The sequence below is a fragment of the Xanthomonas sp. 60 genome, assembly GCF_011761925.1.
The window spans coordinates 183,692-199,785 of sequence record NZ_JAASQW010000001.1 but is presented as its reverse complement, the minus strand read 5'-3'; the positions used below and the strand labels follow the sequence as shown (position 1 = coordinate 199,785).

The window sequence follows — 16,094 nt, the reverse complement described above, 5'->3', positions numbered from 1 at the left end:
CCGACTGCAATGCTGCAATCCAGCTTTCCGCCTGACCGGCCCGGAGCCCTGAAATGCGCGCACTGACCTGCCTCGCCTGCCTGCTGCTGGCCGCTACCGCCCACGCCGCCCCTGTCTACAAGTGGAAAGACGCCAACGGGGTCACCCAGTACTCGCAGAGCCCGCCTGCCGGCAAGGTGTTTGAAACCCGGCAGCAGGCCCGTGAACCGGGCAGCAGCGCACCCGCAGCGCCGGGCACTGCGGCAGAATCCGCGCAGTGCACGACCGCCCGTGCGAACCTGGTCCTGCTTGCCGGCACGGGTCCGCTGATGCAGGACACCGACGGCGACGGCAAGCCGGATGCGCCGCTGCCCGAGGCCGATCGGGCCAACCAGCGCACGCTCGCCGAAACCGCCGTCAAGGCGTGGTGCCCGGCGGCCACGGGCTGAAAAGCGCGCCCGCGCACGGCAGGCCCCGGGCTGGCAGAATAGAGGCCTTCTGCCGTTTGACGATGCCGACGATGCGCCTGTCCAAGTTCCACCTGCACACCACCAAGGAAACCCCCAGCGACGCCGAGCTGACCAGTCACCGGCTGATGCTGCGCGCGGGCATGATCCGCAAGCTGGCCTCCGGCCTGTACACCTGGTCGCCGCTGGGCCTGCGCGTGCTGCGCAAGGTCGAGCGCGTGGTGCGCGAGGAAATGGAGCGTGCCGGCGCGGTGGAGCTGCAGATTCCCACCATCCAGCCGCAGGAACTGTGGGAAGCCACCGGGCGCTGGGAAAAGTTCGGCGCGCAGCTGCTGAAAATCCGCGACCGCAAGGACCAGGGTTTCTGTTACAGCCCCACCGCCGAAGAGGCGGTGACGGATTTCGCCCGCCAGGAGCTGTCCAGCTACAAACAGCTGCCGGTCAATTTCTTCCAGATCCAGACCAAGTTCCGCGATGAGATCCGGCCGCGCTTCGGCGTGATGCGTGCCCGCGAGTTCCTGATGAAGGATGCCTATTCCTTCCATCTGCACGATGCCGACCTGGTGCGCGAGTACGAGAACATGAAGGCCGCCTACAGCCGCGTGTTCACCCGTCTGGGACTGGAATTCCGCATGGTCCAGGCCGATTCCGGTGCGATCGGCGGCGACGCCTCGCAGGAATTCCATGTCATCGCCGACTCCGGCGAAGACGCCCTGGTGTTTTCCACCGGGTCGGATTATGCGGCCAACATGGAGGCCGCCGTGGCCGCCGAGCCCGCACCGCGCGCAGCGGCCGGCGAGCCCATGCGCCGGGTTGAAACCCCCACGCAGAAAACCTGCGATGAGGTGGCCGCCCTGCTGGAAATCCCGTTGCAGCGCACGGTGAAGTCGGTTGCGCTGATGACCGCCGAAGGCTTCGTACTGGCCCTGGTGCGGGGCGACCACGAGGTCAATGAAATCAAACTGGAGAAAGTGCCCGGCCTGGCCGGCCAGCGCTTTGCCAACGAGGCCGAGATCGCCGACCACCTGGGCAGCATCCCGGGTTTCCTCGGCCCCGTGGCGCCGCTCAAGGCCATCCGCGTGGTGGCCGACCGTGAAGTGGCCGCCCTTTCCGATTTTGTCGTCGGTGCGAATGCAGCCGGATACCACCTGGCCGGCGTCAACTGGGGCCGTGACCTGCCTGAGCCGGAAGTGGCCGACATCCGCAACGTCCGCGCGGGTGACCGTGCCAGCGATGGCGGCGAGCTGAAGATCGCCCGTGGCATCGAGGTTGGCCACGTGTTCCAGCTCGGCCGCACGTATGCCCGATCGCTGCAGGCCACCGTGCTCGATGAAAACGGCAAGGCCGCCGTGCTCAGCATGGGCTGCTACGGCATCGGCATCTCGCGCATTGTCGCCGCCGCCATCGAACAGAACCACGACGACGCCGGCATCATCTGGCCGGACGCCATGGCACCGTGGCAGGTGGTGGTATGCGTGATCAATCCGAAAGGCGACGCGTCCGTGTCCGCCGCGGCGACAGAACTGCTGGAAACCCTGCAGGCCTCCGGCGTCGACGCGGCGCTGGACGACCGTGGGCTGCGCCCCGGCGCGATGTTCGCCGACATGGAACTGATCGGCATTCCGCACCGCGTGGTGGTGTCCGAACGCGGGCTGGCCGCCGGCACGTACGAGTATCGCGCGCGCCGCGCGAGCGAGGCGGAAAGTCTCGATCGCGACACCCTGCTGCGAAAGCTGCTGGGTTAATGGCGAAGGGCCGGGATTATTCCCGGCCATTCCATGAAAATCTTCGGCAGGGCGGGGCGATTTTGTTGTACTTGTTCCGGATGCGCATTACGCTTGGGCTCCGGCCAAGGAATGGCAGACCCTTCCCTTATTATCCGGAGTATTGAATGAGCATTGACCTGAGCGGTCTGTCGGCCCGTGAACTGGGTGCCCTGATCCGCACCGCGAAGAAGCAGCAGACCATCGTCGCCAAGCGCCGCCCGATCACCAAGGTGCGCGCCCAGCTGACCAAGCTGGCCAAGGTCGAAGGTTATTCCATCGAGGAACTGTTCGGCGCAGCGCCGGCGCCGCGTGCCCGCAAGGCTGCCACCAAGGCGCCGTCCAAGACCGCCGGCCGCAAGCTGGGCAAGGTCGCGCCGAAATACCGCAACCCGGCCAATGCCAAGGAAACCTGGACCGGCCGTGGCAAGCAGCCGCGCTGGCTGGCCGAGTTGACCAGCAAGGGCAAGAAGGTCGAAGAGTTCCTGATCAAGAAGGCCTGAGCGGCCTTTGCGATGAAGACAGGACGCCGGCTGCGAAGCCGGCGTTTTTTTTCTGCCGCCGATACGCGCTCACAGCGTCTTGCGGGCCGGTATCAGCAGGTTGCCGAACAGCAGACCGGCCACCAGCGCCATCACCACGTTGGTCACCGTCAGCAGCACGCTCTGGCCCGCGCCGACATCCTGCTGCTGCACCAGGGTCAGTACCCCCCGCAGGCTGGTGCTGCCGGGCACCATCATGATGAAGCCGGGCAGCCTGATGATCGCGCCCGGTCGCTGCGCCACGCGCCCGAACAGGTTGCCGGCGGCGGTCAGCAGCATCGCCGAAAGGAACACGCCGGCCGGTGCACCCCAGGCATGGCCGGCGAACTTGGAGATCGCATAGCCGGCGATCGAGGCCGCCATCACCCAGGCAAAATCGCGGCGGTGTGCCTTGAACAGCATCGCAAAGGCGAAGGCGGCGGTGACCAGGGCCGCCCATTCCACCCAGGCCGCCTGCGGGCGCGAGGCGCGCACCAGTGGCTCCAGGCCGAGGATGTTGCCCAGAGTGACCGCGATCATCGCGCCCACCGTGAGTTTCATGATGGTGGTCAGTGCGCCGGCCAACCGTGCCGTGCCGGATACCCAGTGCTGGCTGGCCAGTTCGTTGACGGCGTTGGTCAGCGCCATGCCGGGCAGCAGCACCACCAGCGAGGCGATGATCACCGTGTTGAGATTCAACGCGCCCACGAAACTGGCCACCAGCGTGGCCACCAGGCCCGCCAGCAGCGCGGCCAAGGCTTCACCGGCCTCGCGCGTGGCAGCGCGCTTGCCGGTGAAGCGCCCGAGGAAACCGATCAGCAGCCCGATCACGCCGGCGGTGGCGATATCCAGCCACGGCAGTTTCCAGAGTCCGGCCACGCCGGCCGCGCCGAGCGCATAGGACAGGACTTCGCGCACCTTTCCCGCCCGCCCGGGATCCTGGTCCAGCTGCCGCAGCGCGGTGTGGCCTTGGGCAAGGCTCATCCGGCCGTTGGACACCTGGTCGACGATATGGTCGGCCACGCTGAGTTTATGCAGGTCATTCTCGCCCGGCGCCAGGCGGATCACGCGGGTGATGTCGCTCGAACCGATGGCCTTGGCCGGATCGCTGAAACTCAGGATGATGCCTGTCGGATTCGACCAGGGTTCGCAATCCAGGTCCAACTGCTGGGCCAGCGCCACCACGGCCGCCTCGAGGCGCTGCGCGGTCGTGCCGTAACTGTGCAGGCGCCCGGCGATCTCGCTGACGAAGGCGACCCGCTGTGCATAGGTGGCCTGGGGTGTAGCGATGGGGGCGGTATCGACGGGCATGCGCGGTAGTATCACCCACGCCCCGCCGCCGCAGAAGGGCGGGGCGGAATCAGAACCGTCCGGCCGCTGCATACGACATGCACACGGTATGCTGCATCATTGATGCCGACCATGACCTCAGACCATTCCCCCCACCTCGAACAGGATGCCGGAGATTCCGGTCGCGTCCTGCTGTCCGGTCACTGGACCCTGCGCACTGCCCTGCAATCGGCGGACGTGCTGCGGGGGATGCCGGAAACCCTGACCGCGATCGATGCCACGGGCATCGAGCAGCTTGACTCGGCCGGCGTGCTGCAGATCCTGCGGGTCGCCCACCGGGCCGATCTGGGCGAGGACACGCTGCGGTTCCGCGAAGACCATCGCGCACTGGTATCCACCATTGAAGAGGTCGCCGATGACCGCCCTAAGGCCAAACGCGACTTCGGCGTGCTGGCCGCGCTGGAGCGCCTGGGCCGGAGCATGCATGCCACCGGCCGCAACATCGTGGCCCTGGCAAGCTTCCTCGGCGAGAGCCTGGTCAAGGGCGCGCGGCTGATCAAGGAGCCGCGGCGCTTCCGCCTGACCGCCACGGTGCACCAGATGGAGCAGGTCGGGCTGGACGCCGTGCCGCTGGTGGCGCTGCTGTCCTACCTCGTCGGCGCGGTCATCGCCTTCCTCGGCTCCACGATCCTGCGCGACTTCGGTGCGGAGATCTACGTCGTCGAGCTGGTCAGCATCGCGTTCCTGCGCGAATTCGCCGTCCTGCTGACTGCCATCGTGCTGGCCGGCCGTACCGCCAGCGCCTTCACCGCGCAGATCGGCGCGATGAAGGCACGCGAGGAGATCGATGCGATGCAGACCCTCGGACTGGATCCGATGGACCTGCTGGTGCTGCCGCGCATCGTTGCCCTGCTGATCACCCTGCCCCTGTTGACCTTCATCGCGATGGCCGCCGGCCTGGCGGGGGGCGTCACGGTGGGCGCTTTCGATCTGGGCATCCCGCCGCAGATGTACCTGGCGCGCATGCATGAAACGATGGAAGTGCGGAACATGCTGGTCGGCCTGGTCAAGGCGCCGGTGTTCGCGCTGGTGATCGGCCTGATCGGCTGCCTGGAGGGCCTGAAGGTGGAAGGCACTGCGCAGTCGGTGGGCGAGCGCACGACCTCCAGCGTGGTGCAGACCATTTCGCTGGTGATCATCCTCGATGCCTTCGCGGCATTGTGGTTCATGCAGGTGGGCTGGTGACCATGGATACGATGACCGCCACGAACGCGGCGCACGAGGCGCAGGACGACGACACGCTGGCCATCCGCGTGCGCGGCCTGGTCAACCGGTTCGGCAGCCAGACCGTGCATGACGGCCTGGACCTGGATGTACGGCGCGGCGAGATCCTCGGCGTGGTCGGCGGCTCGGGCACCGGCAAATCGGTGCTGATGCGCTCCATCCTCGGCCTGCGCACGCCGGACGAAGGGCAGGTGCACGTGCTCGGCCGCGATGCGCGCGCCGAAGACTACGAAAGCCGTATGCACATCAAGCGCAACACCGGCGTGCTGTTCCAGGACGGTGCCCTGTTCTCTTCACTGACCGTGGGCGAGAACGTGCAGGTGCCGCTGAAGGAGCACCACGCAGAACTGCCGGACCGCTGGCATTACGAGCTTGCGCTGCTGAAGGTGAAACTCGCCGGGCTGCCGGCCGATGCGCTGGATAAACTGCCTTCGCAGCTTTCCGGCGGCATGCGGAAGCGTGCGGGCCTGGCCCGGGCGCTGGCGCTGGACCCGCCGCTGCTGTTCCTGGACGAGCCGACGGCGGGCCTGGATCCCATCGGCGCGGCGGCCTTCGACCGGCTCATCAAGACCCTGCAGGAAGCCCTGGGCCTGACCGTGTTCCTGATCACCCATGATCTGGACACCCTGTACGCCATCTGCGACCGCGTTGCGGTGCTGGCCGACCGCAAGGTCATCGCCAACGCCCCGTTGCCGGAAATCGAGAAACTGGATCATCCATGGATCCAGGAATACTTCCACGGACCCCGCGCGCGTGCCGCCCGGGGCGAACAGATCGAGAGTGCCTGAGCCATGGAAACCAAAGCCAATTACGTGCTGATCGGCGCGTTCACCCTGATCACCGGACTGGCGCTGCTGGCGTTCGGTCTGTGGGCGGCCAAATACTCGTCTGACCGCACCTGGCAGGAATACCGCGTGGTGTTCCGCGAGGCGGTGACCGGCCTGTCGGTGGGCAGCCCGGTGCAGTACAACGGCATCGCGGTGGGTTCGATCACCGAGCTCAACCTGGTGCCGGATGATCCGCGCCAGGTCGTGGCGCGCATCCGCCTGAACTCGAATACCCCGGTCAAGACCGATACCCGCGCCAAGCTGGCCATCACCAGCCTGACCGGTCCGTCGATCATCCAGCTCAGCGGCGGTACGCCGCAGTCGCCGGCGCTGACGGCCGTCAACAACGAGCCGGCACCGATCATCCCAACCACGCCTTCGGCGCTGCAGAACATCACCGACGTGGCCAACCGCATCGTTGAGCGCATGGACCAGGTCCTGAGCGATCGCAACGTGGCCTCCATCAACGCGACACTGGCCAACCTGGAAACCATCAGCGGCGGCCTGGCTGATCGGGATTCGGGTACGCAGGCGCTGCTGCTCAGCGCGCGCGACGCCGCGCGCAGCCTGGATACCACGCTGAAGACCACCAACGGCACCATCAACCGGCTGGACCAGAACCTGGTGCAGCAGCTGCCGGGCATCATCGAGAAGCTGGACCGCACCATGAGCCAGCTCGACCTGGCCACCGGCAATGCCAACGCCATCCTTGGCGAGAACCGCGCGGCGATCAACAGCTTCGCCAGCGATGGCCTGGGCCAGCTCGGCCCGACATTGACCGAACTGCGCGGCCTGATCCGGGACCTGCGCCGTGTCAGTGACCGCCTGGAGAACAATCCCGCGCGCTACCTGCTGGGTCGCGACGCACCGAAGGAGTTCGATCCCAATGAATGATGCCCGCACCCTGATCCCGCGCGCCGCGCGCGTGGCACTGCCGCTTGCCCTGCTGGTGGCGCTGTCCGGCTGCTCGATCCTGGCCAGCGGTGACCGTGACAAAGTCACCATCTACGCCCCTGCGGTGCAGACCAAGGTCGACCCGGCATGGCCCACCGTGACCTGGCAGCTGGTGCTGTCCAAGCCGAGTGCCGCGCGCCTGGTAGACAGTCCGCGCATCAACGTACGGCCCAGTCCTTCCGAGCTTGAGGTGTACCGCAGCGCCACGTGGGCACAGCCGGCGACCGACATGATCGAGGATGCCGTGCTGCGTGGCTTCGAGGATTCCGGCAAGCTCGGCGGCGTGGCCCGCTCGGCCACCGGCATCCGCGCCGATTACCGGCTGGCACTGGATATCCGGCGCTTCGAATCGGATTACCGCGGCCAGGCCACGCCGACGGTGGTGATCGACGTCAATGCCAAGCTGATCCACGTGGTCGACCAGCGCGTGGTGTCCAGCCGGACGTTCCGCGAAGAACAGCCGGTGGCCAGTACGGACGTGCCGGCCGTCACTGCAGCGTTCGAGCGTGGCCTGAACGAAGTGACAGGGCAGATCGTGGGCTGGACGCTGACCTCCGGCCAGCAGGACCATGCGGACCTCAACCCGGGCCGATGAAGCGGGTGTGCTGGGCGGGACGCTGACCCGGCGGCGACCCTAGCGGGCGGCGATCTGCCGGAAGGTCAGGTTGATGCGTTCCCCCGCCACCTTCGCGGTCTTCGGCACGGCATGCTGGTAGTGGCGCTGCGTGGCACGGGCCATCACCAGCAGGTCGCCAGGGCCGAGCAGGAACTCCGCTTTCAGCGCGGGATCGTCGCGCCGCCTGAGCAGGAACCGTCGCGCGGCCCCCAGCGTGAGCGAGGCGATCACCGGGTTCTCGCCGAGTTCTGCCTCATCGTCGCTGTGCCAACCCATGCTGTCGGCGCCACTGCGGTAGCGGTTCACCAGTACGCTGTTGAAGGGCGCGCCCAGTGCGTCCTGCAGGCGCTCGCGCATCCGTTGCAGTTCGGGCGTCCAGGGGTGCGGGAGGAAGTCCGCACCCGAGTAGCGGTAGCGCGCGCCAAGGTCGCCGATCCAGCAGCTCAGCCGCGGCGAATCCACCCAGCGTCCGAACATGCGGATGCGATGGGTTTCCCAGGGAATCCCGGCCTGGAGATGAGTCTGCAGGGCATCTGCCGCAGCGTGGTCGAGCCAGCCGGCGTGGTGGTGGATGTCAGCGTCGGGGAGTGGAGTCGGGAAGAGCATGCATCTCCTCGGAAGTGGGGGCGCCGAGCCCCCGTCATCAGCCGCGCTTGAACGCCACGCCCGTCTTTTCGACCAGCTCTTCCTCGCTGACACCCGGCGCCGACTCAACAAGCACCAGGCCCTCCGCGCCGACATCGAACACCGCCAGATCGGTGATGATCCGGTCCACCACCCCCACCCCTGTCAGTGGCAGCGTGCACTGCTTGAGGATCTTGTGCTCGCCGCCCTTGGCGGTGTGCTCCATCAGCACGACCACGCGCTGTACGCCGGCCACCAGGTCCATCGCACCGCCCATGCCCTTGACCATTTTCCCGGGCACCATCCAGTTCGCCAGGTCACCCGTATCGGTCACCTGCATGGCGCCCAGGATGGCCAGGTTGACGTGGCCACCGCGGATCATCGCGAAGCTGTCATCGCTGCCGAAATAACTGGCACCGGCACGTGCGGTGACGGTTTGCTTGCCGGCATTGATCAGGTCCGGATCCAGCTCGGCTTCGGTGGGGAACGGTCCGATGCCCAGCAGCCCGTTCTCGGACTGCAGCCAGACATCCACGCCTTCTGGAATGTGGTTGGCAACCAGCGTCGGCAGGCCGATGCCCAGGTTCACGTACGCACCGTCGGTCAGTTCACGCGCTGCGCGTGCCGCCATTTCGTCTCGGGTCCAGGCCATCTCAGTTGCTCTCCGCGCGCACGGTGCGCTGTTCAACGCGCTTTTCAGGGGTCGGGTTGTGCACGATGCGGTGCACATAGATGCCCGGCAGGTGGACCTGGTCCGGATCGATGCTGCCCACCGGCACCACCTCCTCCACCTCGGCGATGCAGACCTTGCCGGCCATCGCACAGGCCGGGTTGAAATTGCGCGCGGTCCTGCGGAACACCAGGTTACCGGCTTCGTCGGCCTTCCACGCCTTGACCAGGGCCACGTCGGCGCGCAGCGCGGTTTCCATGACGTAATGCTTGCCATCGAACTCCCGCGTCTCCTTGCCCTCGGCCACCACCGTGCCGTAGCCGGTCGCGGTGTAGAACGCGGGAATGCCGGCACCCCCGGCGCGCAGACGTTCGGCAAGCGTGCCCTGCGGATTGAACTCAAGTTCCAGTTCCCCGGCCAGATACTGCCGTTCGAACTCCTTGTTCTCTCCCACGTAGGAGGAAATCATCTTGCGGATCTGCCGGGTCGCCAGCAGCTGGCCAAGGCCGAAACCGTCCACGCCCGCATTGTTTGAAATGGCCGTGAGGTCCTTGACCCCGCTGTCGCGCAGGGCCGCGATCAACGCTTCCGGAATGCCACACAGGCCGAACCCGCCCACCGCCAGCGTCTGGCCATCGGCCACCACGCCCCGCAGGGCCTCCGCGGCGCTGGCGAAGCGCTTGCTGCGCTTGCCGCCGGTCGTTTCGGGAATGCTCATCCAGGCCCTCACCTTGCTGATGTAATCCCCCCATTCTAGGCGACCCCACGGCGGGGTCACGTGGCGTTGCGGCATGGAAACGCTTCCCACACAGGCCAGCGATTACACTGGTCCACTGCACTCACAAAGGATCTGACCGATGCCCCTGCCCGCCTTCAAGGCCTACGACATCCGCGGCCGCGTGCCGGACGAACTGAATGAAGATCTCGCACGCCGGATCGGCGTTGCCCTGTCGGCCCAGCTGAAGCCGGGTACGGTGGTCGTGGGTCACGACGTCCGCCTCACCAGTGCTGGCCTGCAGGACGCCCTGACCGACGGCCTGCGCGGTGCCGGCCGCGAAGTCATCGACATCGGCCTGTGCGGCACCGAGGAAGTCTATTTCCAGACCGACTTCCTCAAGGCAGCCGGCGGCGTGATGGTTACCGCCAGCCACAATCCCATGGACTACAACGGCATGAAGCTGGTCCATGAAAACGCCCGTCCGATCAGCTCTGACACCGGCCTGTTCGCCATTTCCGACGCCGTGGCCGCCGATACCGCGCCGCCGGCCTCGCCGGCTGCCGGTATCACCGCGCAGCACGACAAGTCCGCCTATATCGAGCACTTGCTGTCCTACGTGGATGCCGCGGCGCTGAAGCCGCTGAAGATCGTGGTCAATGCAGGTAACGGCGGCGCTGGCGCGATCGTCGACCTGCTCGCCCCGCACCTGCCGCTGCAGTTCATCCGGATCAACCACGAACCGGACGGCAACTTCCCCAACGGCATTCCCAACCCGCTGCTGCAGGAGAACCGCGCGGCCACGGCCGAGGCGGTCATCCAGCACGGCGCGGACTTCGGTATTGCCTGGGACGGTGACTTCGACCGCTGCTTCTTCTTCGATCACACCGGCCGTTTCATCGAGGGCTACTACCTGGTCGGCCTGTTGGCCCAGGCCGCGCTCAAGCGCCACCCGGGCGGCAAGATCGTTCACGATCCGCGCCTGGTCTGGAACACCGTGGAGATGGTCGAGCAGGCCGGCGGCGTTCCGGTGCTCTGCAAGAGCGGCCATGCGTTCATCAAGGAAAAGATGCGTGCCGAAGATGCGGTCTACGGCGGTGAGATGAGTGCGCACCACTATTTCCGCGAGTTCGCCTATGCGGACTCGGGCATGATCCCGTGGCTGCTGATTGCCGCGCTGGTTTCGGAAAGTGGCCGCTCGCTGGCGGACTGGGTCGAAGACCGCATGGCGGCCTTCCCCTGCAGTGGCGAAATCAACTTCAAGGTGACCGATGCCAAGGCGTCCGTGGCCCGCGTAATGGAGCACTTCGCCTCGCATGCGCCGGCGCTGGACCATACCGACGGCATCAGTGCGGACTTCGGCGACTGGCGCTTCAACCTGAGAAGTTCAAATACCGAGCCGCTGCTGCGTTTGAATGTAGAATCGCGTGGCGACGCCGGGCTGCTGAAGGCACGGACGGACGAAATCGCGGCAATTATCAAACAGTGAATTCTAGGGTGACCATGAGCAATATCCAGCCTGTCATACTTTCCGGCGGCTCCGGCACGCGGCTTTGGCCGCTTTCCCGCGAAGCCTACCCGAAACAGTTTCTGCCGCTGGCTGGCGAGTTGACCATGCTGCAGGCAACATGGAGCCGGGTTGCAGCGATTGCGGCACACGGCCCCATCGTTGTTGCGAATGAAGATCATCGTTTCGTCGCGGCCGAACAACTGGCCCGACTGAACGTCCTCCCGACTGCCATCATCCTTGAGCCGATAGGGCGTAACACGGCACCGGCAATCGCAGTAGCGGCTCTCGAAGCGATGAAGGACGGCGGCGATGCAACACTCCTTGTGCTGCCGTCAGACCACGTAATTGTCGATGAGAAAGCGTTCCACACGGCGGTCCACGTTGCTGCGGAAGCAGCCGACCAAGGCAAGCTCGTGACCTTCGGCATCCGCCCATCCGGGCCAGAGACGGGTTATGGCTACATCAAGGCAGCGGGCACTGGGGCGGTCAAGCCGGTAGACCGCTTCGTGGAAAAGCCCGACCTGGAAACTGCGGCCCGCTATGTGGCCAGCGGGGAGTTCTTCTGGAACAGTGGCATGTTCCTCTTCAAAGCCTCACGCTACCTGGACGAACTGCAACGTTGGCATCCTGAGATGCTGGCGGCCAGCCGCATAGCGTGGGAAAAGGGAAGTCGCGACGCGGACTTTACCCGACTGGAAAAGGCAAGCTTCGCCGCAGTGCCGTCTGATTCAATTGACTATGCAGTAATGGAAAAAACCCTCGATGCGGTCGTCGTGCCGCTCGATGCGGGCTGGAATGACGTGGGATCATGGACTGCGCTCCGCGATGTGTCGGAGCAGGACGGCAGCGGCAATGCTCACCACGGCGATGTGATCGCGATCGACTGCCGCAACACATACGCCTATGGCGAGCGCCTCGTCGCGCTGGTCGGGCTCGATGACGTGATCGTAGTCGAGACCGATGACGCCGTGCTGGTCGGCAAGGCCGACCGCATGCAGGAGGTCAAGGAAGTGGTAGCACGACTGAAAGCAGAGGGCCGCAGCGAGGCCACCTGGCACCGCAAGGTCTACCGACCGTGGGGCGCTTATGATTCCATCGACAACGGCGAGCGGTTCCAGGTCAAGCGGATCACCGTAAAGCCAGGTGGTACGCTGAGCCTGCAGATGCACCACCACCGGGCCGAACACTGGATCGTGGTGAGCGGCACCGCGGAAGTCACCCGCGGCGACGAAGTGCTGCTGCTGAGCGAAAACCAGAGCACCTATATTCCACTGGGCGTGACCCACCGACTGCGTAACCCGGGCAAGCTGCCGCTGGAGCTGATCGAAGTGCAATCCGGCAGTTATCTGGGCGAGGACGATATCGTCCGTTTCGAGGATACCTACGGCCGCAGTTGAGGCCAGCCACAAAAGCGCCGGGCTCACCCGGCGCTTCGGGGTCTCAGCGGTCCGCTGCGATCTCCGCCATGACCCGCTTCAGGCCGTCCTGCCAGGCAGGGAGTTCAATCCCGAAGTCCTGCTGGAGCTTGCGGTTGTCCAGTACGGACCACGACGGACGCTTGGCCGGCGTCGGGTACTCCGTGCTCGGAATCGCTTCCACCAAGGGCACCTTCGCCAGCACCCCGGCGTGCAGGGCCTCGGCGAAAATCGCTTCGGCGAAGCCATTCCAGCTGGTCTGGCCCGAGGCCGTCAGATGCCACGTACCCGACAGCTCGTCGCCGTGCTGCAGGGCCAGTGTGGTGACGTCCGCGATCAGTGCCGCAGGCGTCGGCGTACCGATCTGGTCCCCGACCACCCGCAACTGGTCGCGCTCTGCGCCCACCCGCAGCATCGTGCGAAGGAAGTTCGCCCCGTGCGACGCGTAGACCCAAGCCGTACGGAAGATCAGATGACGGCCGCCGGCCGCGCGTACGGCGTCTTCGCCGTCGCGCTTGCTGGTGCCGTACACACCCAGAGGTGCCGTTGGCTCGTCTTCGAGGTAGGGCGAAGTGCCCGCGCCGTCAAAGACATAATCGGTGGAGTAATGGACGAACGGCACATCATGTGCGGCGCACCAGCGGGCAATCACGCCAGGCGAGACCGCATTGGCACGGAAGGCCGCTTCGGCATCCTGCTCGGCCTTGTCCACTGCGGTATAGGCCGCTGCATTGACGACGATCGAGGGCTGCACGCGGTCAAGCAGGGCGGCAAGATGTTCCGGGTGGTTGAGATCCGCTGCCTCGCAGGCCGTGCCATCGGGCAGCGCGCCACTGCGCGTGGTGGCCACCACCGTGCCCAGCGGTGCCAGGGCACGCAGCAGTTCCTGCCCGACCTGGCCGTTGCCACCCAACACCAGCACAGTCATGGCAGGAACACCGGGAGACGCTCTTCAGCGATGTCCTTGAGGAACGGCGCGTTTTCATCCTTGGCGGAGAGCGTCGGCGCGCTGATCGGCCAATCCACGGCGATGTCAGCGTCATTCCAGCGCACGCCAGCGTCTGCCTCTTTCACGTAAACGTCCGTGCACAGGTAACTGAAGACCGCCCGTTCAGAGAGCACGGCAAAGCCATGCGCGAACCCTTCCGGAATCCAGAACTGCTTCTTGTTCTCCGCGCTCAGGATCACCGCTTCCCACTGTCCGAACGTCGGCGAGCCCCGGCGGATATCCAGGGCGACGTCGTAGACCTCGCCCTCCAGCACGCTGACCAGCTTACCCTGCGGGCGCGGCCACTGGTAATGCAGGCCGCGCAGAACGCCCTTGGCCGAGGTTGAAACATTGCTCTGCACGAATCGGTCAGGTAGGCCAAGCGCCTTGAAGCGCTCGGCATTCCAGGTTTCGAAGAAGTAACCGCGCTCGTCGCCGAAGACGGCCGGCTCGACGACAGCACAGCCTTGGAGCCGGGTCTGGATGACCTTCACCGCACAACACCTCGGGCTGCCAGAGCGTGCAGGTACTGGCCGTATCCATTCTTGATCAGCGGAGCCGCCAGCGCCTCCAGCTGCTCTGCGGTGACCCATCCGTTACCGAACGCGATCTCTTCCGGACAGCACACCTGCAGACCCTGACGGGTCTGGATGGTCTCGATGAAGTTGGACGCCTCCAGCAGCGACTGGTGCGTACCGGTGTCCAGCCACGCATAGCCTCGGCCCAGCGGCTCCAGATGCAGCGCGCCTTCGTCCAGGTAACGCTGGTTGAGATCGGTGATTTCCAGCTCGCCACGCGGCGAGGGCTTCAGTTCAGCCGCGTAGTCGCTAGCCTTGCCGTCGTAGAAATACAATCCGGTCACCGCGTAGTTGGAACGCGGATGCGTCGGCTTTTCGACCAGGCCGATCACCTTGCCGTCCTTGTCGAACTCGGCGACGCCGTAACGTTCCGGATCATTGACCCAGTAGCCGAACACCGTGGCGCCCTCCTCGCGCGCATCGGCGCGCTTGAGCACCTCGGTCAGGCCATGGCCGTGGAACACGTTGTCACCCAGCACCAGGCAGCTTGGCGAGCCGTTCAGGAATTCTCGACCGATCAGGTACGCCTGCGCCAGGCCATCCGGACTCGGCTGCGCCGCGTACTGGATATCCATGCCCCACTGCGAGCCGTCGCCCAGCAGCTGCTGGAACAGCGCCTGCTCGTGCGGAGTGTTGATGATCAGTACTTCGCGGATGCCCGCCAGCATCAGCACGCTGAGCGGGTAATAGATCATTGGTTTGTCGTACACCGGCAGCAGCTGCTTGCTGACGCCCTTGGTGATCGGATACAGCCGCGTGCCGGAGCCGCCGGCCAGAATGATGCCTTTACGCTGGGTCATGGACAGATTCCTTGGTGATCAGGCAGTGGTGCCGATGCGCTGCAGCCGGTAGCTGCCATCAAGCACGCCGTTGACCCATTCCTGGTTCTGCAGGTACCAGTCCACCGTGTACTCGATTCCCTGCTCGAAGGTGTACGCCGGCTCCCAGCCGAGTTCATCCTTCAGCTTCGACGCGTCGATCGCGTAGCGGCGGTCGTGGCCCGGACGGTCGGTCACATAGGTGATCTGGCTGCTGCGCGGCTGGCCGTCTTCGCGCGGACGGCGGGCGTCGAGCAGCGCGCAGATCGCATGCACCACTTCGATGTTTTCCTTTTCGGAATTGCCGCCCACGTTGTAGGTCTCGCCCACGCGGCCCTTGGCCAGCACCGTGCGGATCGCCTCGCAGTGATCGGTCACGAACAGCCAGTCGCGCACCTGCTTGCCGTCGCCGTAGACCGGCAGCGGCTCACCGGCGAGGGCCTTGGCGATCACCAGCGGGATGAGCTTTTCGGGGAAGTGGTACGGGCCGTAATTGTTCGAGCAGTTCGTGGTCAGCACCGGCAGCCCGTAGGTGTGGTGGAACGCGCGCACCAGGTGGTCCGACGCCGCCTTTGACGCCGAGTACGGCGAATTGGGCGCGTACGGGGTGGTTTCGGTGAACTTGCCTGTCTCGCCCAGCGTGCCGTACACCTCGTCCGTGGAGACATGCAGGAAGCGGAACGCGTCGCGCTTGTCCGACGGCAGGGCCTTCCAATAGTCACGGACGGCTTCGAGCAGGCCCAGCGTGCCCACCACGTTGGTCTGGATGAAGGCACCCGGACCGTCGATGGAGCGGTCGACATGGCTTTCGGCAGCGAAGTTCAGCACCGCGTCGGGCTGGTGCTCGGCCAGCAGCCGGGAAACCAGCGCGCTGTCACCGATGTCGCCTTCCACGAACACGTGGTTCGGGTTGCCTTCCAGGCTGGCGAGGGTCTTCAGGTTCCCCGCGTAGGTCAGGGCATCCAGGTTGATGACCTTCACACCGCGAGCGGCGGCCTCCAGAACGAAATTACCGCCAATGAACCCGGCGCCGCCGGTGACAAGCCATGTAGCCACTAATCAGTCTCCTAGAAAA

16 protein-coding genes and 1 pseudogene are annotated in these 16,094 nt (G+C 65.6%); 9 read left to right on the top strand and 8 right to left on the bottom strand.

The window, feature by feature from the left end; all coding sequences use genetic code 11:
• Window positions 1-53: 53 nt before the first annotated feature.
• From FHY09_RS00915 to FHY09_RS00905, 3 genes and pseudogenes are all read left to right on the top strand, one after another.
• A complete protein-coding gene (locus FHY09_RS00915; RefSeq protein WP_166923262.1) occupies window positions 54-428 on the top strand; it encodes a DUF4124 domain-containing protein in 375 nt (124 codons plus the stop codon).
• 71 nt (window positions 429-499) lie between these two features.
• Window positions 500-2,191 (top strand): proline--tRNA ligase, encoded by a 1,692-nt coding sequence (locus FHY09_RS00910; RefSeq protein WP_166923261.1) that lies wholly within the window; start codon window positions 500-502, stop codon window positions 2,189-2,191.
• A 146-nt stretch (window positions 2,192-2,337) separates the two neighbouring features.
• Window positions 2,338-2,706 (top strand): annotated as a pseudogene (locus FHY09_RS00905) (H-NS histone family protein); the annotation flags it as partial.
• A gap of 75 nt (window positions 2,707-2,781) precedes the next feature.
• Here the strand turns inward: FHY09_RS00905 and FHY09_RS00900 are convergent.
• Window positions 2,782-4,041: a threonine/serine exporter family protein gene (locus FHY09_RS00900; protein WP_166923257.1), complete on the bottom strand. Its 1,260-nt coding sequence runs from the start codon at window positions 4,039-4,041 to the stop codon at window positions 2,782-2,784.
• Window positions 4,042-4,152: 111 nt separating this feature from the next.
• Between FHY09_RS00900 and FHY09_RS00895 the strand changes: the two genes are divergently transcribed.
• The 4 genes from FHY09_RS00895 to FHY09_RS00880 are packed head-to-tail and all read left to right on the top strand — an operon-like array spanning window position 4,153 to window position 7,680.
• Entirely contained in the window at window positions 4,153-5,265 is a 1,113-nt protein-coding gene (locus tag FHY09_RS00895) for an MlaE family ABC transporter permease (protein WP_166923255.1), read from the top strand.
• Between the two features lie 2 nt (window positions 5,266-5,267).
• Window positions 5,268-6,092, top strand: coding sequence for an ABC transporter ATP-binding protein (locus FHY09_RS00890; RefSeq protein WP_208407430.1), 825 nt, complete (start codon window positions 5,268-5,270; stop codon window positions 6,090-6,092).
• 3 nt (window positions 6,093-6,095) lie between these two features.
• Window positions 6,096-7,025: an MlaD family protein gene (locus tag FHY09_RS00885; RefSeq protein ID WP_166923251.1), complete on the top strand. Its 930-nt coding sequence runs from the start codon at window positions 6,096-6,098 to the stop codon at window positions 7,023-7,025.
• Window positions 7,018-7,680, top strand: a complete 663-nt coding sequence (locus FHY09_RS00880; protein WP_166923249.1) for an ABC-type transport auxiliary lipoprotein family protein — start codon at window positions 7,018-7,020, stop codon at window positions 7,678-7,680. Before FHY09_RS00885 ends, FHY09_RS00880 begins: the two co-directional genes overlap by 8 nt.
• 39 nt (window positions 7,681-7,719) lie before the next feature.
• On the opposite strand, the gene FHY09_RS00875 is transcribed toward FHY09_RS00880, so the two are convergent.
• Genes FHY09_RS00875 through FHY09_RS00865 form a run of 3 tightly spaced genes read right to left on the bottom strand, consistent with a single transcriptional unit; the run spans window position 7,720 to window position 9,713 of the window.
• A complete protein-coding gene (locus FHY09_RS00875; RefSeq protein WP_166923247.1) occupies window positions 7,720-8,307 on the bottom strand; it encodes an alpha-ketoglutarate-dependent dioxygenase AlkB in 588 nt (195 codons plus the stop codon).
• A gap of 37 nt (window positions 8,308-8,344) precedes the next feature.
• Window positions 8,345-8,977 carry a CoA transferase subunit B gene (locus FHY09_RS00870; RefSeq protein ID WP_166923245.1) on the bottom strand — a complete coding sequence of 211 codons (633 nt, stop codon included), beginning with the start codon at window positions 8,975-8,977 and terminating at the stop codon, window positions 8,345-8,347.
• A gap of 1 nt (window position 8,978) precedes the next feature.
• On the bottom strand, window positions 8,979-9,713 hold the full coding sequence (locus FHY09_RS00865; RefSeq protein WP_166923243.1) for a CoA transferase subunit A: 735 nt from the start codon (window positions 9,711-9,713) through the stop codon (window positions 8,979-8,981).
• A gap of 139 nt (window positions 9,714-9,852) precedes the next feature.
• Here FHY09_RS00865 and FHY09_RS00860 point away from each other — a divergent pair, with 139 nt between their 5' ends.
• Together FHY09_RS00860 and FHY09_RS00855 are read left to right on the top strand one after the other, a co-directional pair.
• On the top strand, window positions 9,853-11,199 hold the full coding sequence (locus FHY09_RS00860; protein WP_166923241.1) for a phosphohexomutase domain-containing protein: 1,347 nt from the start codon (window positions 9,853-9,855) through the stop codon (window positions 11,197-11,199).
• A 14-nt stretch (window positions 11,200-11,213) separates the two neighbouring features.
• Window positions 11,214-12,617, top strand: a complete 1,404-nt coding sequence (locus FHY09_RS00855; RefSeq protein WP_166923239.1) for a mannose-1-phosphate guanylyltransferase/mannose-6-phosphate isomerase — start codon at window positions 11,214-11,216, stop codon at window positions 12,615-12,617.
• 43 nt (window positions 12,618-12,660) lie between these two features.
• On the opposite strand, the gene rfbD is transcribed toward FHY09_RS00855, so the two are convergent.
• From rfbD to rfbB, 4 genes are read right to left on the bottom strand one after another with little or no spacing between them, the layout of a single operon-like run.
• Entirely contained in the window at window positions 12,661-13,563 is a 903-nt protein-coding gene (gene rfbD / locus FHY09_RS00850; RefSeq protein WP_166923237.1) for a dTDP-4-dehydrorhamnose reductase, read from the bottom strand.
• Window positions 13,560-14,117, bottom strand: a complete 558-nt coding sequence (rfbC, locus tag FHY09_RS00845; protein ID WP_166923235.1) for a dTDP-4-dehydrorhamnose 3,5-epimerase — start codon at window positions 14,115-14,117, stop codon at window positions 13,560-13,562. The genes rfbD and rfbC overlap by 4 nt, the downstream gene beginning before the upstream one ends.
• Entirely contained in the window at window positions 14,114-15,001 is an 888-nt protein-coding gene (rfbA, locus tag FHY09_RS00840) for a glucose-1-phosphate thymidylyltransferase RfbA (RefSeq protein ID WP_166923233.1), read from the bottom strand. Before rfbA ends, rfbC begins: the two co-directional genes overlap by 4 nt.
• Before the next feature lie 18 nt (window positions 15,002-15,019).
• Entirely contained in the window at window positions 15,020-16,075 is a 1,056-nt protein-coding gene (rfbB, locus tag FHY09_RS00835; protein WP_166923231.1) for a dTDP-glucose 4,6-dehydratase, read from the bottom strand.
• Between the last annotated feature and the right edge of the window lie 19 nt (window positions 16,076-16,094).